Raw genomic sequence first — 20,425 nt, 5'->3', positions numbered from 1 at the left:
ATGACAATTATATGTAAAAGCAAATTACAAATATGTGAAAAAAAATAACGAAATATACTTTCATTACCTGAGCGTTTGTTATACAGTTAGCAACGTAGGGTACAGAGGTAAGATGTTCTATCTTTCAGACCTTTTGTTTCACGTTATTGGATTTGGCTGATTCAGCCGCCCTGGTCTTTTGACTGGGGCGTTTTTTATTGGGCCAACTAAAATTGATGTTATCACCTACATCCTTCTTTTTTCCTCATTCCTTTTCTTTATTACCTAAACAGCCTTACGTCTGCTTTCAAGCCAGCGGTATCAGTCACTCACTCTATTAATACACTTTTGGATAAGAACACTTTAATCGCACCTTTAATATGAGCATAGTTACATACAAAAACTTAGTTGCAGTGCATTCGAATAAAAATTAGAGCAATTACTTTAATTTAAATATTGATACGGTATAATGGCCCCAGCTTCTTGTTCATATTTGTATTAAGCAATGCGATCATTTGTCGCTTTGTTTACAAAGACATGAAATAGCCACCCACATTTTAGCGGTGGCTTTTTTTTGCCTGAAATTTGAGTTATGTAATAAAATTTCACTTGGGTATGCCGAGTGACTTGTTTTTAGTTTGCTTAATTTGTAATAAATAACAACTGAAAGGGTTTTGTCGGTCAAGTCACTAAAAGGTGATGTTTTGGCTGTAGACTAGTGATAAAGCCTGAGGTATAGCTGTTGGAAATATCAACAAAGGTAGGACAAAAAACTTGCGTTGGGGGGGGAAATCATTGATCCTTTTTGTATAAAAATAAAAAAACCTCCTATTTCTCTCCCGTTGCCCCACCATGCTGGTGGGGAATTTTTATTGCTCTGTCCTTAGAGCAATAAATAGCAGTACACGTTGAATTAATCGTCCGTGTTCTCGCTGATTTGTTCTGCGTCATCTTCTGCTAAAAATGCTTGTTGGCGCTCTAGTTCCGGCGTAAACCATTCAGTTAGTTTTGCACGTACTTGAGCAACACCTAAGCCTTTCAGTGATGAGAAAAACTCGACTTGAACATCGCCACCAAAGGCTAATGAGTCTTTACGGGTTTTCATCAGTTGCTGCTTACGCGCACCGCTTTTCAGTTTGTCTGCTTTTGTTAACAAAACAAGCACTGGTAGGCGGCTCTCGACAGCCCACAAAATCATTTGTTGGTCGAGATCTTTCATTGGGTGACGGATATCCATCAGCACCACTAAGCCTTGTAAACATTCACGTTTTTGCAGGTATTCACCTAATGCACGTTGCCACTTCTTTTTAAGTTCAAGCGGTACTTGTGCAAAGCCGTAGCCTGGTAAATCGATCAGGTTACAACCCGGCGTGACTTCAAACATATTGATCAGCTGAGTACGACCTGGAGTTTTAGACGTACGCGCTAAACCTTTCTGGTCAGTCAGACGGTTAAGTGCGCTTGACTTACCAGCATTCGAGCGACCAGCAAATGCGATTTCAGCACCAGCGTCAGTAGGCAAGTGGCGAATATCAGGTGCACTTGTGATAAAACGTGTATTTCTATAGTTGAGAAGTTGATTCACTGTTAACTCCGTCAAGTCTTCATGTAGTCGACTGATTACTTTTATGTGAAATTGTGTAAAATATATCTAACCGTGCTCGGTTTGTGGTCGATTGTATACCATGTTGCTGAGCATTACTTGTGGTACTGGAAGCTCAATAATTATAAACGGAATGTCATGAAGAAATTAGTATTGATATTGTCTCTTCTTGCCAGTTGCTCAGCCTGGGCCCAGGGAGACGCAGAGGCAGGGAAAGCGAAAGCTGCGACATGTGCAGCTTGTCATGGTGCAGATGGAAATAGCATTATGGCGCAATACCCTAAAATTGCTGGTCAGCACCCTGGCTATTTGGAAAAGCAGCTGAAAGAATTTAAGTTAGGTATTACCTCTGGTGGTCAACAAGGTCGTAACGATCCTGTGATGAGTGCAATGGCGATGCCGTTATCAGAACAAGATATGTCAGATCTTGCTGCATACTATGCATCTTTACCTATTTCAGAAAGCACCACCCCTGAGTCTTCGATTGAAATTGGTCAACAACTTTACCGTTTTGGTGATGCCGAGCGTGGTATTGCTGCATGTACGGCGTGTCATGGCCCACGTGGTAATGGTACAAGCTTGTCTGGCTTCCCTAAAATTTCAGGTCAGAATGCGGAATACGTAAAACTGCAGCTGGAAAAATTCCGTGCAGGTCAGCGCCAGAATGATATGAACACCATGATGCGTGCGGTTGCCGCAAAACTGAGCGATGGCGAAATTACCGCACTATCGCAGTATGTTGGTGGATTACACTGATTGATGACCAGTGTGAAAAAAGCAGCTTCGGCTGCTTTTTTTGTATCTAAAGAACGGTATTTGCTCTGAGTGTTATCTTAAATATGCGAATGACTGTCTAGTGTGTGCGAGATCGGCCATTCATGGCGGTTGTTCAAGCTGAATAAATGAAAGCCAATAGAAGTAAATTTCTTTATTTATAAAGAGTTAGGTTTATTGTAAAAATATTACAGTAACTCCTTCTTTTATAGTGCCTTGTTTGGTGTTGGTATTCGCGTAAAGTTACCCCTGTCGACAAGGAATGCGGCAAGGGAACAGGAAGCGCCATTGATTGGCATGAGCAGGAGCTCGAAGGATACAAGGCAGTCTGGTTCGGAGACCAAATAATTCGCAGGATGCGATTGGATACCTAGGACGGGACTCAAGGATTACGCGAAAGCGTGAGACAGATACATGAAGGAATCGTGTATCCACATGGATGGTGAAATTTGTTATCAGGACGATAACACGCAAAAGGAAAGCCAGCTTAGGATGAGCTGAAGACACAGGATGTGTAAAGGACAGTGAAAATTCATCAGGATGATGAAGAACAACAATTTTTGGCAGGGAAAGCACCAATAACAAAAGGATTATTGTCGAACCGGGATGTTTTTATACTGGTTATGGACGACTAGACAGAATTTAGCCAGCGATGGCAACTCATAGAGCGATAGGCGAAAGCCTGTCGCTTTTTTCTTTATGGCGTTTCTGTTATGTTTCTGCCCATTCTTTGCTAAGAGGAGGGAGTCATCATGCAGGCATGTCCACTTTGTCACAATGTTGCGGCTGTGGCCTTTTTTGAGGATCGTCTCAGGCCGTATTTTCAGTGCCAGCAGTGTGCATTAATTTTTGCCGACCCCGCCTTCCAGTTATCTGCAGAGCAAGAAAAAAAGGTGTATCAACAACACCAAAATACCCCTTTAGATCAGGGCTATCGTCAATTTTTAAACCGTTTAGCTATCCCCTTAGTGACCAAACTAACAGCCCCTCCTTTATATGGGCTTGATTTTGGCAGTGGTCCGGGGCCGACATTATCCATAATGTTGAGCGAGATGGGGTATAATATGACGATATATGATCCCTATTTTGCTTATGAACCTGCAGTATTAAGGCAACAGTATGATTTTGTTACCTGTACTGAGGCAATTGAGCACTTTAATACGCCTGCTAAGGAATGGGGGCAGCTAGTGAATATGGTTAAAACCGGCGGTTGGCTGGGCATTATGACCAAACTAGCACCTAGTACTGATGATTTCGCACATTGGTATTATAAAAACGACCCAACCCATGTGAGCTTCTTCAGCCGTGAGACGTTCCGCTACTTAGCGCAACGTGACGGACTGGAAGTTGAATTTGTTGGCAATGATGTAATTTTGCTGAGGAAGACCCAGTAATGACTCGTAAGAAAAGAGCCCGTAAAGTCGGCAGTGAAGGCCCTGCGGTATATCGCGAAAAAACAGCTTCGCAAAGTGAACTTGATGCTCGTAAGCGTCAGAAAGATAAAAAGCGTAAAGGTTTAAAATCAGGTAGCCGTCACTCTGCGGGTCTTGATGAGCAACAAAAAGGCAATGGCCGTGGAAAAGATCCACGTCTAGGCAGCAAAAAATTGGTCCCTCTGGTTGTGGATACGAAGCCAAAGAGCAAGAAAGAGCGTCGTCTAAGTGCTGAGCAAGAGCTTGCGATGCTAGAAAACGATGCACAGCTAATGGTATTACTTGACCGTATTGAAGCGGGCGAGTCACTAGGTGCTGGTTTGCAAAAGCAAGTTGATGACAAACTTGATCGTATCGAAAGACTGATGAAGCAACTGGGTCTTCTTGATGAAGAGCCTGTTGAAGAAGTAAAACCTGTCGCGAAAGGCCCTAAATCTGACGACGACCTATTAGATCAGTTTGAAAACATGGGCTTTGACGACTTCGACAAGGAGTAACCCTTGCAGAATATGACACTGTGGTTAGGTCTTGCTGGGAGTATTGTTACAGTACTCGCGTGTTATGCAGGCTATTTGTTATTTAAACTGTACCAACAAACTCAACGCCATAAAGCATTCCTTGTTCGGGCTGAAGCCGAGCAAGGGGAAAAGCTCAAACAGCGAAATGCTACTATTATGGAAAGCGTGTTTATTATCGCTGATGCGGGTAAACAGGCGCAGTGTGATATGTCGGAAGTCTCTATTCGACTGTATAAGCTGATGGAAGTATTACAGGCTGAAAAGGCAATTAATTTTGCTCTCTCATACCCTGCAATGTATGAACTTTATCAAGTGGTGAAAGACATGCCACGCGGTGAGGCTCGTAAGATCCTCCAGAAGCAAGAGCGCATGAAGCTAGATTTGGAACGAATGAAAGCCGAAGCGCGTTTGCAAGACAGCATTAAACTCGAGCTTGATGCCATCCTCGCAACGAAATAAAAGCACCGCCTTGATAACACGCAGTGATCAAGGCGGAGTTTATTCTTCTTATAACACGCAAGTGTTCTACATCTTTACTGACTTGTGGCACACTTAGCCATTAACAAAATCCCTACACTATTGGAATTACGCCATGTCGAACGAGCAGATTATTTGGGATCAGGCACTGATCGAAAAGTATAACTATTCAGGGCCACGTTACACCTCATACCCAACCGCACTGGAGTTTCATGAAGACTTCACCGAGGCGGCGTTTGACAGCGCGTGCGTACAATACCCTGACCGTAAACTGTCGTTGTATGTACACATTCCATTTTGTCATAAGCTTTGTTATTACTGCGGTTGTAATAAAATTATTACTCGTCATCAGCACAAAGCGGATCAGTACCTTGATGTGCTAGAGCAAGAGATCCGTCAGCGCGGCAAGACAATGGGCCAACGCCAAGTGAGCCAACTTCACTGGGGTGGTGGTACGCCAACGTTTTTGACTAAGCCGCAAGTGACACGATTAATGACCATTTTGCGCGAGCAATTTAACTTCGACGCTGATGCTGAAATCAGTATTGAAGTTGACCCGCGCGAAATTGAATTGGATATGCTGGATCACCTGCGTAGCGAAGGCTTTAATCGCCTGAGTATCGGTGTACAGGATTTCAATAAAGAAGTGCAGAAACTGGTTAACCGTGAGCAAGATGAAGAATTCATATTTGCCATGGTGCAACGGGCTACAGACCTCGGCTTTCGTTCAACTAACCTCGATCTGATCTATGGTTTGCCAAAACAAAACCAAGCATTATTTGCCGAAACACTGAAGCAAGTACTCGAAATGAAACCGGGACGTCTGTCGGTCTTTAACTACGCACACATGCCTAGCTTGTTTGCTGCTCAGCGTAAAATTAAAGATGAAGATTTACCCGAGGCGAAAGAAAAACTTGCGATGCTGCAAGATACTATTGCGACCTTAACGGGTGAGGGCTACCAGTTTATCGGCATGGATCACTTTGCGTTACCCGATGATGAATTAGCGGTGGCACAGCGTGAAGGTATTTTGCACCGTAACTTCCAGGGCTATACCACCCAAGGCGACTGTGACTTGTTAGGCTTTGGCGTATCTGCAATTTCGATGATTGGTGATTGTTACGCGCAGAACCAAAAAGAGTTGAAAGCGTACTATGCTGATGTGAACGATCATCACCATGCGCTGTGGCGAGGCGTGGGTTTAGACGCTGATGATTTACTACGTCGTGAAGTGATTAAAGCGCTAATTTGTAACTTCCAGTTAGACAAAAAAGCCATTGAGGCTGAGTTTAATCTCGATTTCGATAGCTACTTTGCAGAAGATTTAGCGTTGCTGAAAACCTTCATTAACGATGAATTGGTTACCGTGAGTGATGATCAGATTTTTGTTGAGCTAAAAGGACGCTTATTGATCCGTAATATTTGTATGTGTTTCGATAAGTACCTGCGTGACCGCGCCCGTCAGCAGCAGTTCTCTCGCGTTATCTAGGGTTAAAACCTAAGTTGCAAAAAAGCCGCGTTATCTTAGATAACGCGGCTTTTTTAATGTGCCTTCAAACTTGGTTTAGTTTGAAAACATATTTACGGCGGCTATTAAAGCCAGTACCCCAGCAGCAAAATGGTTAATACCACCTGCGGCTAAATCACTGACGGCTGGCATAGCCACGCTAACTGAAAGTAAACTTTCGAGCATGGAATTTCCCCACAATGACGTTATTTAAACAGTTACCGATAGCAATATCGGTAACTGAAAATTGTAAAGTGGGCGTATTCTACGCGAAATATTGCTATTGAAAACTGTTTTTGCGCAATATTTCATCAATTTATTAAGCGCGCTTGGCCGCTTTATCTTTTAAGTTTTGTTTTTCACTATCCGATAGGAAAGACAGCGCTAGGCCATTAATTTGTGCTTGGCGAATTTGATCTTGGCTCAGACCAACTTTAGGTGCTGCCACTTCGTATTCGTATGGTAACTCTATACCTTCAACAGCAGGATCGTCGGTATTTAGGCAGGCCAGAATACCGTGGTCAAGGAACTGCTTCACAGGGTGAGATTGGTAAGACTCAACGGTACTGGTTTGAATGTTAGACGTTAGGCAAGATTCGATACCTATGTTGTTTTCTGCTAGGTAGTCCATCAGCTTTGGATCGTGCACCGCTTTAACACCGTGGCCGATACGTACCGCGCCCAGTTCTTGAATTGCCTGCCACATACTTTCAGGGCCTGCCGCTTCACCAGCATGCACGGTGACGCGAAGGTTAGCATCGCGTACTTGCTTAAAGTGTTTTACAAATTGATCGCCCGGTTGACCTAATTCGTCACCCGCTAGATCGATAGCCACCAAGTTTTCTTTTTGTGTTAGCAATGCATCTAGCTCTTGTTGGCAAGCATCAATACCAAAAGTACGGCTCATGATACCGATCAGGTTGGCTTGTACGTTGAAGTCACGACAACCTGCTTTTACACCATCAACAACCGCTTCAACCACACCCGCAACAGGTAGGTTATGTTTCATTGCCATGTAGTAAGGTGAGAAGCGTAACTCGGCATAATCGATCTGAGCATTCAGGGCGTCTTCAACGTTTTCGTATGCGACACGGCGACAAGCATCTAAGTCACCCAGTACCGCAACCCCCCAATCTAGCTTAGAAAGAAACGCCACCAAACTTGGTTCAGCTTCGACAATTTGTACATGCGGGCGCAATGCTTCAATGTCATTTGCAGGTAGGGTCATACCAAATTGTTGACCAAGCTCTAAGATAGTTTTGATACGAATATTACCATCAAGGTGACGGTGAATATCGGTAAGAGGAAGGTGCTTAGTAATCATAATTTTGGGTGCCCTAATTGAAGTCTGAGAAAATTTGGTGCGTTATTATACGTAAAGCAGCACAGACTATCAGTATAGTCAGGCCTGATATTCAGCCAACTGATGTGTCTTTCCTGATTTGTTTACCGTTTCTGTTGACCATTCACTCATTGGTTTAGGCTGTGCATAGTAAAAGCCTTGGGCATAGCGGCAACCTAACTGCTTGAGCTTAGTTGCTTGCTCGGCCGTTTCGACACCTTCTGCCACCGTATCAGCTTGAAAGTTGTGTGCAATGCTAATGACGGCGGTGACAATGGCGCTGTAGTTTTCTGTCACCATCATTTGATTGATGAATGAGCGGTCAATTTTAAGGCTATTAAACGGAAGCTGATTTAGGTAAGCCAGGGAAGAGTAACCCGTGCCAAAATCATCGATGGCAATGTGGATTCCTAAGCTTTGAATTTCCTTCAATATCTGTGTTGTCAGTAATGGTTGAGTCACTAAACGTGATTCAGTGACTTCTAAGGTCAAATTTTTCGCAGGAAGTTTGGTTTCTGCTAATACGGTTTCCAGTTGAGCAAGGAATCCAGTTTGTAGCAGTTGGCAGACCGATAAATTCACGTGTAGTAAGAAGTCGGTTGGCCAGTGGCCTTTTTGAATTTGGTCGTAAGTCTGCATACAGGCTTGATGCAAAATTTGGTGGCCAATTTCGATAATCATGCCGCTATCTTCGGCTAAGGGAATGAAGTCATTAGGTGGTACTAAGCCTCGTGTCGGGCTATGCCAGCGCACCAATGCTTCTGCACCACAGGCTTTATTGTGGTGTAAATCGATGATGGGTTGGTAATACACTTCAAATTCATGATTGTCGATTGCCCGCTTTAGATCGGCGGTTAATCGTGTTTGTTCGATTGACGTTGTCATCATGCTTGGTTGGTAATGGCAGTGAAGTGGGTGCTCATGTTGTTTTGCTTCACTGAGCGCCAAGCTCGCATTACGCAACCATCCATTGATGCCACTCTCCGGTAATGCCCCATTCACGATACCAGCCCGAGCCCGCAGCATTACGTCGATACCATCAATCACAAAAGGTCGATGGAAAATTTCTAATGCCCGCTTTGCTAGTTGTTCAATTTGCTCTGTAGTGAAGGATTGTTGGCTAAAAAGCGCAAACTCATCACGGCTGAGTCGACTTAATTGAATGTGATTAGACATTACTTGTTCAAAGCGAGTGGCAATCTGTACTAATAGCTGGTCACCATTGATGTGGCCCAAGCTGTCGTTGATGTTCCTAAACGATTTCAAGCCAATCAGCACTAACCCTGCATCTGTTCCAGAACGCAGTTTACTGGTGCTATCCACTAAACCTTGCTGGCTTAATAATCCCGTTAAGTTATCAAAAAGGACATGCTTTCTCAGAGAAGTGAACGACTGCTGTAAGCGGTGTGACATGGATTTGATTGAACTAACGAGCTGCTGGGTCTCTTTCAACGAGATCCCTTCGCGCACGGGGATGTCCCAGTTACTTTCAGTCAATTTCTTTGACGCTTCAGCGATATCTGTGATTGGGCGGGTGATCCGCCCTAAAACGGATAAACCTATCAGTAGCCCGCCACCACCAAGAATTAATGCGGCAATCAGCCCCATCATTTGTTGCTGAGGTAACTGACCTAATAAATCGGTTTCGGCAGTGGTGACAACAATCGACCAATTGAGGTTATATTCGTCTTGATAGGGCGTGATACGACTGAAATAACGCGTATTGTTGTGTGAGAATGAAAAAACCGTACTGCGACTAAGCGTGTTGAGTTGGCGGTCCTGAATATACTGACCACTTGCAGCAACTACAGATGAAGCGCTTTCTGATGGCGGAAGGCGTTTGAAAGTATTACTGACTACTTTTTGATTGACGGATGTGGCAATCAGTAAACCTTTATCATCCAAAATATACGTTGTGCCAGTAGTCGATCGTGCTTCATTGGCTAAAAATTTATTAATGTGGCTGAGGTTGATATCGGTAACTGTGACCCCGATAAGACGATTATTTTGCATGACTGGAGAGGCTGCAGAAATGGTAAGGGTCTGATTTTCGTCCATATTGGTATAAACATCAGACCAACCAGCTTGACGTTTTTGGGCAAATGGGCGGTACCAAGGTCGCTCTACTGGGTTGTAATTTTTAATTTTATGGCTGGTTGGGTGGTGGTAGCTATTACCATCAAAGATGTATAAATCATTGGCCGTACGCTGATCTTTGAGCAGTAATGAATATTGCTGATTTTTTTCTTTACGGTAACCGACGAAGAATTTTTCTTCGCTGGCAAAAGCGATGGTATTGATTTGTTTTTGGCTGATATAAAGCGAAGAAATAGCATCGAATAAGTAGCCTTCCAGCACCGTGAGTGTTGGCGGTTGATATAAGCGGTGTCGTTGGATACTGTCGGCTAGCGTTTTATTGGTTTTGAATGGGTCGCCAAGAAATAAATTTAAATCATTACTGATGTTTTTGGTGTACGACGATAAGAGCTTATTACTGACTTCCGCTAACATGCGCTCATAGCTATTATGTTGCGCGATTGCGATGACGCCCACGGTTAAAAGTAGGACCAAAGTAAAAGGTAACATTACCGCTGTGCGGAGCGTCAATATGGGAAAACGTATCATTCTTATTGGAGAGTAGTACAGTATAATGAGATAGGGGATAGTGGCTTATCTTGAATATTGATGCAACTCAACATGTCGAAAAAAAGTACATTTTGTTGCCATCAAATATACCTTTTATGATCAAGGGCTAATCATATTTAGCAACGTAATGAGTAATGCGAATAAACCCCTAATTACCACTGTAAAAGGTAAGGTTTAATCGCATTGGCGATGTTTGTTTTTGGGATTGTGCAAGCACGCAATAGTAGACTAGCTTATATCCAGTTCTTTGAGCTTTCGCGTAAGGGTATTGCGTCCCCATCCCAGTAATTTTGCGGCCTCTTGTTTATGGCCATGAGTATGTGCCAGTGCCGTATCTAATAAAATTTTTTCAAAAGCGGGTAGCGCTTCACTCAGTAAGTCATGTTCGCCTTGGGCTAAGGCTTCTTTAGCCCAGCGGGCTAATGCGGTGTGCCAGTCAGGGAGATCACCAACTTGTACTGTAGGTGTCGGCTGGATGAGCTCTGGTGGCAAGTCAGCAGGCAGTATTTCTTTACCACTGGCCATAACTGTCAGCCAACGGCAGGTGTTTTCAAGCTGTCGAACATTACCCGGCCAATCCAAGTTGGATAACATCACTTCAGTGCTCGAATGCAACGTTTTTACTTCAACGGCGAGTTCATCTGAGGCGCGTTGTAAAAAATGCTGGGTGAGTTGCGGAATATCTTGGCGGCGGTCTTTGAGTGCGGGTAAATGGACGCGAATAACATTGAGGCGATGGAATAAATCATCACGAAAACCACCATCAGCCACGAGACGCTCAAGGTTTTGGTGGGTCGCCGCGATGATACGAACATCAACGTTGACGGGAGAGTGGCCGCCGACACGGTAGAATTGACCATCAGCTAATACACGCAATAATCGGGTTTGAATATCCAGTGGCATATCCCCGATTTCATCTAAAAACAGTGTGCCTCCATTCGCTTGCTCAAAGCGCCCTTGGCGTACGCTGTTCGCCCCTGTAAATGCCCCTTTCTCGTGACCAAATAATTCAGACTCAATCAAGTCTTTAGGGATCGCAGCCATGTTTAAAGCGATGAATGCATTGCTCTTACGTGGGCTGTGGCGGTGCAGTGCGTGCGCGACGAGTTCTTTACCTGTGCCAGATTCACCGTTGATCAGCACTGAAATCGAGGATCGAGATAGTCGCCCAATAGCACGGAAGACTTCCTGCATTGCCGGCGCTTCACCAATAATTTCAGGCGCCGGTTTTAGCACTTGCTCGGGTTGTTGGCGTTTTTGTTCTTGGCTGTGACTAACGGCTCGTTCAACCAAACTGACGGTTTCATCAATATCAAAGGGTTTTGGCAGGTATTCAAAAGCCCCTTCTTGATAGGCATTCACGGCTGCATCAAGATCTGAATGGGCGGTCATGATTATAACGGGAAGCGTCGGATGATCCTGTTGTAAGCCTTTAAGCAGTGTTAGACCATCGGTGCCTGGCATTCGAATATCAGAGACGAGTACATCGGGTACACTGCGTTCTAAGGCTTCAAGCACGCTGTCAGCATCTGCAAATGTTTCACAGCGCATGCCTGCAGTGGTCAGGGTTTTTTCTAATACCCAACGAATTGAATTGTCGTCGTCAACGACCCAGATCATTCCTTTGCTCATTGTGCCTCCTCAGTGAAATTGTCGTTATTGTGATTATTTAATGGGTAGGAAAATCGTAAATTGAGTATGCCCCGGCCAACTTAATACTTCGATTTTTCCTTGGTGTTGATCAATCAAGTTACGTGCAATCGACAATCCCAGCCCTGTACCGCCATCACGGCCAGTGACCATGGGGTAAAACAAGGTATCTTGAATATCACTCGGGATCCCTGGGCCGTTATCGATAATGTCGATTTTCGCTGCGACGCGAAAGCGCTTGCCGTGAATTAATGCTTGATGCGCAGTGCGTGTCTTCAGTGTGATACGCCCTTGTTCGGTATCGCGAAGCGCCAGTGCGGCATTACCGACAATATTCAGTAGTGCTTGTTCGAGCTGCTCGGGGTCCATGGTGAAATCGGGTAGGCTAGGATCATAATCACGGGCGATCGTGATGGCATCATTATTGTCTAAGCTCACCAGTTGGCGTACTTTTTCTAATACCACGTGAATGTTGTCTACTTGGCGATTCCCTGGACGTTGGGGGCCTAATAAGCGGTCAACCAAGTTTCGTAAGCGATCGGCTTGCTCGATGATCATTTGGGTGTATTCGGTGTAGCTTGGATCTGGCAAGGTTTTTTCAAGGAGCTGGGCCGCACCTCGTAAGCCACCAAGCGGGTTTTTAATCTCGTGCGCCAGTCCGCGCACAAGCTCTTTTGCGGCTTGCTGCTGCACATATTGGTTTTGCTCTTGGCTGATCCGACGTTGTTGATCAATCGGTTTGAGTTCCAATAAGATCAGTAATTCTTTTTGCCACGAAACTGGGCTCGCGTTGAGCTCTAAGGTGTGGTGACGGCCATCAATAACAAAGGTGACATCACTGTCGGCTAAGCCTTGACCGCTTTGTAACGTCGCTTGTATTAGCCCTAAATCGAGTGACGAGTGCTGCAGTAAGTCAGGGAAGTGGCTATGAGTGAGGCGTCGCTGACTTGAAGAAAAAAGTTGCTCGGTGGCTGGGTTAACATAGCGAATGGTGAGCTCTTCATCGAGTAGCACGATCGCAGTTACGAGGTTATCTAAAATCAGCGGCATAAAGTCAGCAGTCACGGTCATCTTCCTTGTGGTGCGTATTCTTGAAAGGTAATTTCCAAAAAATCGCATTGCACTATGTTGGTGCAATCAAGTGTAACCTGTCTGACTACGGAGTGATAGCGGGGTGGCTAACCTTGCACACTTGCCCCCCGATAGTACCTGTTATGGCCGATTGGGGTGTAAGCGTGAAGCGCGGTGAAGAAAGACGGTTATCTTTTCTGATGATGCAATAACCTTGCCGTATTTTAATAACTTAACTTGTAATTGATGGCTACCACGATCGATATCGACTAAGCGCCAATCGAGTCGGGTTTGGCTTTTTCCATATGCCTTACCATCGAGGTAGAGCTTGGCGGTATGCCCCTTATCCATAGTGCGATTCGCGACGGCAGAAAGCGTGATAATACCTTCGTTGTTACGGATGGTTTGCTCATGTAATGGCGACATGATTTGGATACTTGATGGCTTGGTATGTTTAGGTAACTCAGTATCAAAAAGAAGGTGACGGCTATCCCCGTTATTACCTTGCGCCGAGGTGGCGCTGTTTTTATTCGTAGGTTGTTTTGGCGGTTTTGATACGGGTGCGACATCAATAGGGAAAATATCCGCTTTAGCGTGTGGCTGATCAGAAAAATGCACGATGCCATTTTCGTCGGTCCAGGTGTAAATGTTTGCTTGTGCCTGTATCGATGTGATGGTGCAGCAAATAACCAGTGCGAAGGTAAGCCATGATTTGAACACGCTATAACCTAAAAAATAAGAATGGATACATCGAGGTTAGCGATTAGAGCTAGTGGGGCAATAATAAAACGACCCGCTTGTGAAGCGGGTCGAAGTCTTACTTACTGATTGTTTTCTCAGTTACTTATACTGAGTAGTAAAGTTCAAACTCAAGTGGGTGAGTTGTCATGTTTACTTTCTCTACGTCTTCAGATTTTAGCTTGATGTAAGAATCAATGAAGTCGTTAGAGAATACGCCACCAGCGGTTAGGAACTCACGGTCTTCGTCTAGAGACTGTAGAGCACCTTGTAGTGATTCAGCCACTGTTGGAATTTCAGCTGCTTCTTCTGCTGGTAGGTCGTACAAGTCTTTATCCATCGCTTCACCTGGGTGAATTTTGTTCTGGATACCGTCAAGACCTGCCATCAGCATTGCTGCGAATGCTAAGTATGGGTTAGCTGCTGGGTCACCAAAGCGAACTTCGATACGACGACCTTTAGGGCTTGGTACTACTGGAATTCGGATAGATGCCGAACGGTTACGTGCTGAGTAAGCCAGCATTACAGGTGCTTCAAAACCAGGAACTAGACGTTTGTACGAGTTAGTTGCAGGGTTTGCGAATGCGTTGATTGCACGTGCGTGCTTGATGATACCGCCGATGTAGAAAAGCGCCATTTCAGATAGGCCGCCGTACTTGTCGCCAGCAAATAGGTTTACACCGTCTTTGCCTAGTGACATATGTACGTGCATACCGCTGCCGTTATCACCTACCAGTGGTTTTGGCATGAAGGTCGCTGTTTTACCAAATGCGTGCGCCACGTTGTGTACGACGTATTTGTAGATTTGGATTTCATCAGCTTTGGTGGTTAGGGTGTTGAAGCGTGTCGCGATCTCATTTTGGCCCGCTGTTGCCACTTCGTGGTGGTGCGCTTCAACCACAAGGCCCATTTCTTCCATGATTAAACACATAGCAGAACGGATATCTTGTGATGAATCAACTGGCGCGACTGGGAAGTAACCGCCTTTCACGCCTGGACGGTGGCCTTTGTTACCGCCATCGAAATCAGAGCCTGTGTTCCATGCCGCTTCAACATCGTCAATTTTGAAAAAAGAGCCTGACATGTCAGTGTTGAACTTCACGTCATCAAATAGGAAGAACTCTGGTTCAGGACCCACAAGTACGTTATCTGCTAGGCCTGTAGAGCGCATGAACTCTTCAGCACGTTTAGCGATAGAGCGAGGGTCACGATCGTAGCCTTGCATAGTTGCAGGCTCAAGGATGTCACAGCGAATGTTAAGCGTTGCATCTTCCGTGAATGGGTCGAGTACTGCGCTTGATGCGTCAGGCATCATCACCATGTCAGATTCATTAATGCCTTTCCAGCCAGCAACAGATGAACCATCAAACATTTTACCTTCTTCAAAAAAATCAGCATCGATTTGGTGAGAAGGGATAGAGATGTGCTGTTCTTTACCTTTGGTATCGGTAAAACGTAGATCAATAAACTTAACTTCATTTTCCTGGATTAGCGCGAGTACGTTTTCTACTGACATCTTGAGTAACCTCCGGTGTTAGATTGGGCAACTGGCCGCAAAACTTTTTCATTGCTCGATGATGAGCTATATGAATTATGCTAAGCGAAAAGTGTGCCAATTTTTAAAGTCCCAAAAAATGCACGATTTTGGTGTTTTTGAGACAATGAGAATCCATTTCTGCACAATTATGGTGATTCAATTGCACCATCTTGGTGCGATCAAGCCTTTGCTACCTTTTAGTGCGACTACTACCTTATCGTAGGTAGGGTCGTTGTCAATTCCATATCTGGGTGATTTTTCGCCATTATCGTTGACTGTTAGCCTAAATGACTGTGTATTTTTAGTAACTTAATCTTTCGCTGAGCCCAGTGTTTATAAGGGTTTAGCGGTATTACAGCGATTAAATTCAAAAAGCTGGTGATATAAATCACATATTACGTGGGTTTTGGCGTAAAATCTGTTAAATTATGAGCCGTTTTTTTAACCAAGTAGCTACCCGTTGGTCGCTGCATGTTCTGAGTGAATGTGAAATCCATGTCTAATCAACAGATCGATAAACTAAGAAATATCGCAATTATTGCTCACGTTGACCACGGTAAAACTACCCTGGTTGATAAGCTGTTACAGCAATCTGGTACGCTAGAAGGTCGCGGCGAAGCTGAAGAGCGCGTAATGGACTCTAACGATATCGAGAAAGAGCGTGGCATTACCATTCTTGCTAAGAACACAGCAATTAACTGGAATGACTACCGTATCAACATCGTAGATACCCCAGGACACGCCGATTTCGGTGGTGAAGTTGAGCGTATCATGTCGATGGTTGACTCTGTGCTTCTTATCGTTGATGCCGTTGATGGCCCAATGCCACAAACGCGTTTCGTTACACAAAAAGCGTTCGCATACGGTCTTAAGCCAATCGTTGTAATCAACAAGATTGACCGTCCAGGTGCTCGTCCTGAGTGGGTTATGGATCAAGTATTCGACCTATTCGACAACCTTGGTGCAACCGACGAACAACTAGACTTCACTGTTGTTTACGCTTCAGCTCTTAACGGCTGGGCAACAATGGAAGAAGGCGAAGTTGGCGAAGATATGGAACCATTGTTCCAAGCAGTAGTTGATACTGTAGACGCACCAAGCGTTGACGTTGATGGCGCACTACAGATGCAAATCTCTCAACTTGATTACAGCTCTTACGTAGGTGTTATCGGTGTTGCTCGTATTGCTCGTGGTACAGTTAAGCCTAACCAACAAGTAACTATTGTTAGTGCTGACGGTAAGAAACGTAACGGTAAAGTGGGTACGGTTCTGGGTTACCTAGGCCTTGAGCGTCACGAAGTTGAAGAAGCAAAAGCGGGTGACATCATCGCTATCACAGGTCTTGGTGAGCTGAAAATTTCAGACACTATCTGTGACGTAAGCGAAGTTGAAGCACTTCCTGCGCTTTCTGTTGATGAACCAACAGTAACCATGACTTTCCAAGTAAACACTTCTCCGTTTGCTGGTAAAGAAGGTAAGTTCGTTACTTCTCGTAACATTCTTGAGCGTCTTCAAAAAGAATTAGTACACAACGTGGCACTTCGCGTTGAAGAAACTGATAGCCCAGATCGCTTCCGTGTTTCAGGTCGTGGTGAACTTCACCTATCTATCCTGATCGAAAACATGCGTCGTGAAGGTTTCGAGCTAGCGGTATCTCGTCCAGAAGTAATCATCAAAGAAGAAGATGGTCAACTAATGGAACCGTTTGAAATGGTAACTATCGATGTGGTTGAAGAGCATCAAGGTAGTGTTATGGAAAACATCGGCATCCGTAAAGGTGAGCTGAAAGATATGGCACCAGATGGTAAGGGCCGTGTTCGCATGGACTTTATGATGCCTTCTCGTGGTCTTATCGGTTTCCAAACAGAGTTCTTAACAATGACCTCTGGTTCTGGTCTTATCTACCACTCTTTCGATCATTACGGTCCACATAAAGGTGGCGTTATCGGTCAGCGTTCAAACGGCGTATTGATCTCTAACGGTACGGGTAAAGCAGTAACATACTCACTGTTTAACCTTCAAGAGCGTGGTCGTCTATTTGCAGAGCACGGTGATGAAGTTTATGAAGGTCAGATTATCGGTATTCACAACCGTGCTAACGATCTGACAATCAACTGTCTTCGTGGTAAGCAGCTAACTAACGTTCGTGCATCTGGTACTGATGAAGCACAAACGCTTTCTCCTGCTATCAAGCACACGCTTGAGCAAGCTCTAGAATTCATTGATGATGATGAACTAGTAGAAGTAACACCAGTAAGCGTTCGTATCCGTAAGAAACTTCTTACAGAAAACGATCGTAAGCGTGCAGGTCGTGCAGCTAAGTAATTAGCCACTAACCTCCGTTAAGAAATCCCTCCATGGCGTATGCTTTGGGGGGATTTTTTATGCCTGAATTTCAGTATTAGCCCTCGTGCTTGGCTGAGGTTTGGTATGATGGCATTGAGCTTATAAAGGAATACAACAATGCAACCAATCATCATTACTGGTGGCCCTGGCGCAGGGAAAACAACGTTACTGAATACGTTGGCGAATAAGGGCTATTTAGTCTTTCCTGAAGTATCACGCACTTTGATCCGAGACCAAGCACAACAGCCTGATGGTGTGCTGCCATGGACCAACCTACCTGCGTTTGCTGAACTATGCTTAACCGCAATGAGTCGTCAGCGTCGAGAAGCCTTACGTAACACTATGCCCGCGTTTGTTGATCGGGCAATCCCTGACATCTGTGCGTATTTGACCATTGGTGGCTGTGAGGTGACGGCTCAATACCAAGAAGCGGCGGTCGGTTATCATTCGACGGTTTTTTTCTGTGCACCGAACCAAACTATTTACGTGCAAGATGCTGAGCGACCATACCCATTTGAAGAAGCGCAAGCTATTCATCTACAGTTAATTAGCACTTATAAAGCGCTAGGATATGACGTCGTCGATGTGCCTTGGGGCAGTGTTGAAGAACGAGCCAACTGGGTGTTGACTCGTTTAAATAACCATTAAGTTGAATCGCGGATAGGGTGTGAATGATTTACGCCTTTTTGAGCTGAGCAATAAAGCGTTCAGATTCAGAAATGGCAGTCTCCATATCTTTGATCGCGCGCTGAATATCACGCTGCAAATCATTGAATTCACCTTGTAGAGAGCCAATGGCAGCGGCATTCAGGTTATGCTTAAGGTACAAGGTGTTGTCACGTAGCGTATCAAGCACTGGCGCCATTTTTTGTTCGGCACGGTGCATGGCACTGAGCATGGTTTGGTAAGAAGCTTTAGTGGATCGTAATTTGGTTTGGCTATCGCGTTTTAGCTTCGCGCTTGAGTAAAGCTCAAGCTCTTCTTGCCACTCAATAAAAAGTGCATCAGCCACATCTTCGATAGCCGCAATACGACTACTGACTTTATCAGCCGCATCGACACTGTCTTCGTACTGATCGTTAATGCTGTTGTATGCCGCTTCAAGTTCACCGCCGTCAAACTGATTCAAGGCTTTTAGCGCATCTAATGCACTGGTGAATTGTTGCTGAGCATCTTGCTGTGCTTCAGACGCTTCTTCAACGCGATCGACCATGATATCGCGCTTGTGAACACCAACTTTTTCCATGGCGGAATAATAAGCACTTTGGCAGCCAGAAAGTAACGATACACTTAATAGCAGCGCAAGTAGGTAAGGCATAAACACACTCCTTGTGGTAAAAATTCTTGCTGATTCGAGAGGTTGGCAAGCAAGATGAATAACTCAACCAATAGATTAAATGAATATGGCTGACAACAAGACAACTGGCAAGCTGCAATTATTTAAACGCGTAAAAGTCGGATTTGCGTTTTTGCGCTATCTTCAACAGCGAGCGATGCACGACAGATTGACGGTGACAGCAGGATCGATGGCCTATGTGACGTTATTGTCGTTAGTGCCAATGATCACTGTGGTGTTGTCGGCTTTATCGAGCTTTCCTGTGTTTGCGGGCTTGGGGGAATTATTACAAAACTTTGTGATAGAGAACTTTGTGCCCGCAGCGGGCGAGATCGTTAAAACCTACCTCAATGAATTTGTTGCTAACGCAGGCAAGATGACAGCTGTCGGGATGGGGGCTTTGTTTGTCGTGGCGATGATGCTGATTTCAACTATCGACACGGCATTGAATTATATTTGGCGAATACATGAAAAGCGTCGGCCTATTACGTCATTTTCTATTTATTGGATGGTGCTGACTTTAGGGCCAATCTTAGTGGGTTCAAGCATTGCGGTGAGCTCATATTTAGGGTCGCTGAACTTATTGGGAAGCGAGCTTGTGAACGGGTTCTTCCAGCAGATGTTACGTGGTTTACCTGTTGTGATGTCGAGCTTGGCCTTTCTTGGTTTGTACTTGCTGGTGCCCAATACCAAAGTGAAGTTTAACCACGCGCTGATCGGAGCATTAATTGCCAGTGTCTTGTTTGAAGCCAGTAAAACTGGTTTTGCGCTGTATATTACTAACTTTCCTTCATACCAAGTGATTTACGGGGCATTGGCAGTGATCCCGATTTTATTTGTATGGGTTTATTTGTGTTGGTGTATTGTATTGCTGGGGGCTGAAATTACCGCCAGCCTTGGTGAGCGTCCGCAGTGGTGCCCACTTCAGCAAAAGGATGAGACAAACCAAGCTTATCCGACAAATAAGACAACAGTGTCAGAAAAAGATATAGATACTAAAAAGGAAAGAATGGAATGATTGCGCTTATTCAACGCGTTAGTGAAGCCAGTGTGACTGTCGATGGACAAGTCACTGGTGCAATTGGTAAAGGGTTATTAGTCTTACTTGGCGTTGAGAAAGACGATGATGAAAAAAAAGCGCAGCGGTTACGTGACAAAGTCTTGGGTTATCGAGTGTTTGAAGATGACGCGGGTAAGATGAATCTTAATGTGCAGCAAGCGGGTGGCAGCGTGTTGGTTGTATCCCAGTTTACGCTAGCCGCTGACACCAATAGCGGTATGCGTCCTAGCTTTTCAAAAGGCGCAGCGCCTACTGAAGCGGAACGACTGTACGAATATTTTGTCGAATGTTGTAAGGGTAAAGAAATCCAAACTGAAACGGGTATCTTTGCGGCAGATATGAAAGTGGCATTATTGAATGATGGCCCTGTGACATTCTGGCTTCAAGTCTAGCTTTTCCTGATGTGGG

General features: G+C 44.7%; 19 protein-coding genes. 10 read left to right on the top strand and 9 right to left on the bottom strand.

Going from position 1 to position 20,425, the window contains the following annotated elements; translation table 11 throughout:
• Nucleotides 1–112: 112 nt before the first annotated feature.
• Nucleotides 113–160 carry a small protein SpfP gene (gene spfP, locus ASV53_RS26470; RefSeq protein ID WP_438616993.1) on the top strand — a complete coding sequence of 16 codons (48 nt, stop codon included), beginning with the start codon at nucleotides 113–115 and terminating at the stop codon, nucleotides 158–160.
• Between the two features lie 732 nt (nucleotides 161–892).
• Here spfP and yihA read toward each other — a convergent pair.
• Nucleotides 893–1,564 carry a ribosome biogenesis GTP-binding protein YihA/YsxC gene (gene yihA, locus ASV53_RS04865; protein ID WP_094956297.1) on the bottom strand — a complete coding sequence of 224 codons (672 nt, stop codon included), beginning with the start codon at nucleotides 1,562–1,564 and terminating at the stop codon, nucleotides 893–895.
• A gap of 156 nt (nucleotides 1,565–1,720) precedes the next feature.
• Between yihA and ASV53_RS04860 the strand changes: the two genes are divergently transcribed.
• The 5 genes from ASV53_RS04860 to hemN all read left to right on the top strand — a co-directional run bounded on the left by ASV53_RS04860 (nucleotide 1,721) and on the right by hemN (nucleotide 6,273).
• Complete coding sequence (locus ASV53_RS04860; RefSeq protein ID WP_062690332.1) at nucleotides 1,721–2,338, top strand: c-type cytochrome; 618 nt, start codon at nucleotides 1,721–1,723, stop codon at nucleotides 2,336–2,338.
• Nucleotides 2,339–3,108: 770 nt separating this feature from the next.
• Nucleotides 3,109–3,750, top strand: a complete 642-nt coding sequence (locus ASV53_RS04855) for a class I SAM-dependent methyltransferase (protein WP_094956296.1) — start codon at nucleotides 3,109–3,111, stop codon at nucleotides 3,748–3,750.
• A complete protein-coding gene (gene yihI, locus ASV53_RS04850; RefSeq protein ID WP_062690334.1) occupies nucleotides 3,750–4,286 on the top strand; it encodes a Der GTPase-activating protein YihI in 537 nt (178 codons plus the stop codon). The genes ASV53_RS04855 and yihI overlap by 1 nt, the downstream gene beginning before the upstream one ends.
• 3 nt (nucleotides 4,287–4,289) lie before the next feature.
• Nucleotides 4,290–4,766, top strand: a complete 477-nt coding sequence (locus ASV53_RS04845; protein ID WP_083540905.1) for a DUF2489 domain-containing protein — start codon at nucleotides 4,290–4,292, stop codon at nucleotides 4,764–4,766.
• Nucleotides 4,767–4,899: 133 nt separating this feature from the next.
• Entirely contained in the window at nucleotides 4,900–6,273 is a 1,374-nt protein-coding gene (gene hemN / locus ASV53_RS04840; RefSeq protein ID WP_062690336.1) for an oxygen-independent coproporphyrinogen III oxidase, read from the top strand.
• A 75-nt stretch (nucleotides 6,274–6,348) separates the two neighbouring features.
• Here hemN and ASV53_RS26105 read toward each other — a convergent pair whose 3' ends face one another.
• From ASV53_RS26105 to glnA, 7 genes are all read right to left on the bottom strand, one after another.
• A complete protein-coding gene (locus ASV53_RS26105; RefSeq protein ID WP_261855995.1) occupies nucleotides 6,349–6,477 on the bottom strand; it encodes a hypothetical protein in 129 nt (42 codons plus the stop codon).
• 133 nt (nucleotides 6,478–6,610) lie between these two features.
• Nucleotides 6,611–7,615, bottom strand: a complete 1,005-nt coding sequence (add, locus tag ASV53_RS04835) for an adenosine deaminase (protein WP_094956295.1) — start codon at nucleotides 7,613–7,615, stop codon at nucleotides 6,611–6,613.
• Between the two features lie 78 nt (nucleotides 7,616–7,693).
• Nucleotides 7,694–10,144 (bottom strand): bifunctional diguanylate cyclase/phosphodiesterase, encoded by a 2,451-nt coding sequence (locus ASV53_RS04830; protein WP_239928732.1) that lies wholly within the window; start codon nucleotides 10,142–10,144, stop codon nucleotides 7,694–7,696.
• A 363-nt stretch (nucleotides 10,145–10,507) separates the two neighbouring features.
• A complete protein-coding gene (gene glnG / locus ASV53_RS04825; protein ID WP_062690337.1) occupies nucleotides 10,508–11,911 on the bottom strand; it encodes a nitrogen regulation protein NR(I) in 1,404 nt (467 codons plus the stop codon).
• Between the two features lie 33 nt (nucleotides 11,912–11,944).
• Complete coding sequence (glnL, locus tag ASV53_RS04820; RefSeq protein ID WP_094956299.1) at nucleotides 11,945–12,994, bottom strand: nitrogen regulation protein NR(II); 1,050 nt, start codon at nucleotides 12,992–12,994, stop codon at nucleotides 11,945–11,947.
• Between the two features lie 147 nt (nucleotides 12,995–13,141).
• Entirely contained in the window at nucleotides 13,142–13,720 is a 579-nt protein-coding gene (locus ASV53_RS04815) for a DUF4124 domain-containing protein (protein WP_062690338.1), read from the bottom strand.
• A 124-nt stretch (nucleotides 13,721–13,844) separates the two neighbouring features.
• Complete coding sequence (gene glnA, locus ASV53_RS04810; RefSeq protein ID WP_062690339.1) at nucleotides 13,845–15,254, bottom strand: glutamate--ammonia ligase; 1,410 nt, start codon at nucleotides 15,252–15,254, stop codon at nucleotides 13,845–13,847.
• 516 nt (nucleotides 15,255–15,770) lie between these two features.
• On the opposite strand from glnA, the gene typA reads away from it, so the two are divergent.
• Together typA and ASV53_RS04800 are read left to right on the top strand one after the other, a co-directional pair.
• Entirely contained in the window at nucleotides 15,771–17,600 is a 1,830-nt protein-coding gene (gene typA, locus ASV53_RS04805; RefSeq protein WP_094956293.1) for a translational GTPase TypA, read from the top strand.
• A 138-nt stretch (nucleotides 17,601–17,738) separates the two neighbouring features.
• Entirely contained in the window at nucleotides 17,739–18,269 is a 531-nt protein-coding gene (locus ASV53_RS04800) for an AAA family ATPase (protein WP_062690341.1), read from the top strand.
• A gap of 28 nt (nucleotides 18,270–18,297) precedes the next feature.
• Here ASV53_RS04800 and ASV53_RS04795 read toward each other — a convergent pair whose 3' ends face one another.
• Nucleotides 18,298–18,939, bottom strand: a complete 642-nt coding sequence (locus ASV53_RS04795; RefSeq protein ID WP_062690342.1) for a DUF2959 domain-containing protein — start codon at nucleotides 18,937–18,939, stop codon at nucleotides 18,298–18,300.
• Between the two features lie 85 nt (nucleotides 18,940–19,024).
• On the opposite strand from ASV53_RS04795, the gene ASV53_RS04790 reads away from it, so the two are divergent.
• Together ASV53_RS04790 and dtd are read left to right on the top strand one after the other, a co-directional pair.
• Complete coding sequence (locus ASV53_RS04790) at nucleotides 19,025–19,975, top strand: virulence factor BrkB family protein (RefSeq protein WP_083540907.1); 951 nt, start codon at nucleotides 19,025–19,027, stop codon at nucleotides 19,973–19,975.
• On the top strand, nucleotides 19,972–20,409 hold the full coding sequence (gene dtd, locus ASV53_RS04785) for a D-aminoacyl-tRNA deacylase (RefSeq protein WP_094956292.1): 438 nt from the start codon (nucleotides 19,972–19,974) through the stop codon (nucleotides 20,407–20,409). The genes ASV53_RS04790 and dtd overlap by 4 nt, the downstream gene beginning before the upstream one ends.
• Nucleotides 20,410–20,425: the final 16 nt, after the last annotated feature.

Source organism: Photobacterium sanguinicancri, from assembly GCF_002265265.1.
In the GTDB taxonomy this organism is placed as follows: Bacteria; Pseudomonadota; Gammaproteobacteria; order Enterobacterales; family Vibrionaceae; genus Photobacterium; species Photobacterium sanguinicancri.
The sequence above is the reverse complement of the archived record's forward strand: the minus strand, read 5'-3'. Positions and strand labels throughout refer to the sequence as shown.

Bases quoted from the DNA above. Each gene is read 5' to 3' on its own strand.
- ASV53_RS04860 (WP_062690332.1), top strand. From the start codon at position 1,721: ATGAAGAAATTAGTATTGATATTGTCTCTTCTTGCCAGTTGCTCAGCC.
- ASV53_RS04855 (WP_094956296.1), top strand. From the start codon at position 3,109: ATGCAGGCATGTCCACTTTGTCACAATGTTGCGGCTGTGGCCTTTTTT.
- yihI (WP_062690334.1), top strand. From the start codon at position 3,750: ATGACTCGTAAGAAAAGAGCCCGTAAAGTCGGCAGTGAAGGCCCTGCG.
- hemN (WP_062690336.1), top strand. From the start codon at position 4,900: ATGTCGAACGAGCAGATTATTTGGGATCAGGCACTGATCGAAAAGTAT.
- ASV53_RS26105 (WP_261855995.1), bottom strand. From the start codon at position 6,477: ATGCTCGAAAGTTTACTTTCAGTTAGCGTGGCTATGCCAGCCGTCAGT.
- add (WP_094956295.1), bottom strand. From the start codon at position 7,615: ATGATTACTAAGCACCTTCCTCTTACCGATATTCACCGTCACCTTGAT.
- ASV53_RS04830 (WP_239928732.1), bottom strand. From the start codon at position 10,144: ATGTTAGCGGAAGTCAGTAATAAGCTCTTATCGTCGTACACCAAAAAC.
- glnG (WP_062690337.1), bottom strand. From the start codon at position 11,911: ATGAGCAAAGGAATGATCTGGGTCGTTGACGACGACAATTCAATTCGT.
- glnA (WP_062690339.1), bottom strand. From the start codon at position 15,254: ATGTCAGTAGAAAACGTACTCGCGCTAATCCAGGAAAATGAAGTTAAG.
- typA (WP_094956293.1), top strand. From the start codon at position 15,771: ATGTCTAATCAACAGATCGATAAACTAAGAAATATCGCAATTATTGCT.
- ASV53_RS04800 (WP_062690341.1), top strand. From the start codon at position 17,739: ATGCAACCAATCATCATTACTGGTGGCCCTGGCGCAGGGAAAACAACG.
- ASV53_RS04795 (WP_062690342.1), bottom strand. From the start codon at position 18,939: ATGCCTTACCTACTTGCGCTGCTATTAAGTGTATCGTTACTTTCTGGC.
- ASV53_RS04790 (WP_083540907.1), top strand. From the start codon at position 19,025: ATGGCTGACAACAAGACAACTGGCAAGCTGCAATTATTTAAACGCGTA.
- dtd (WP_094956292.1), top strand. From the start codon at position 19,972: ATGATTGCGCTTATTCAACGCGTTAGTGAAGCCAGTGTGACTGTCGAT.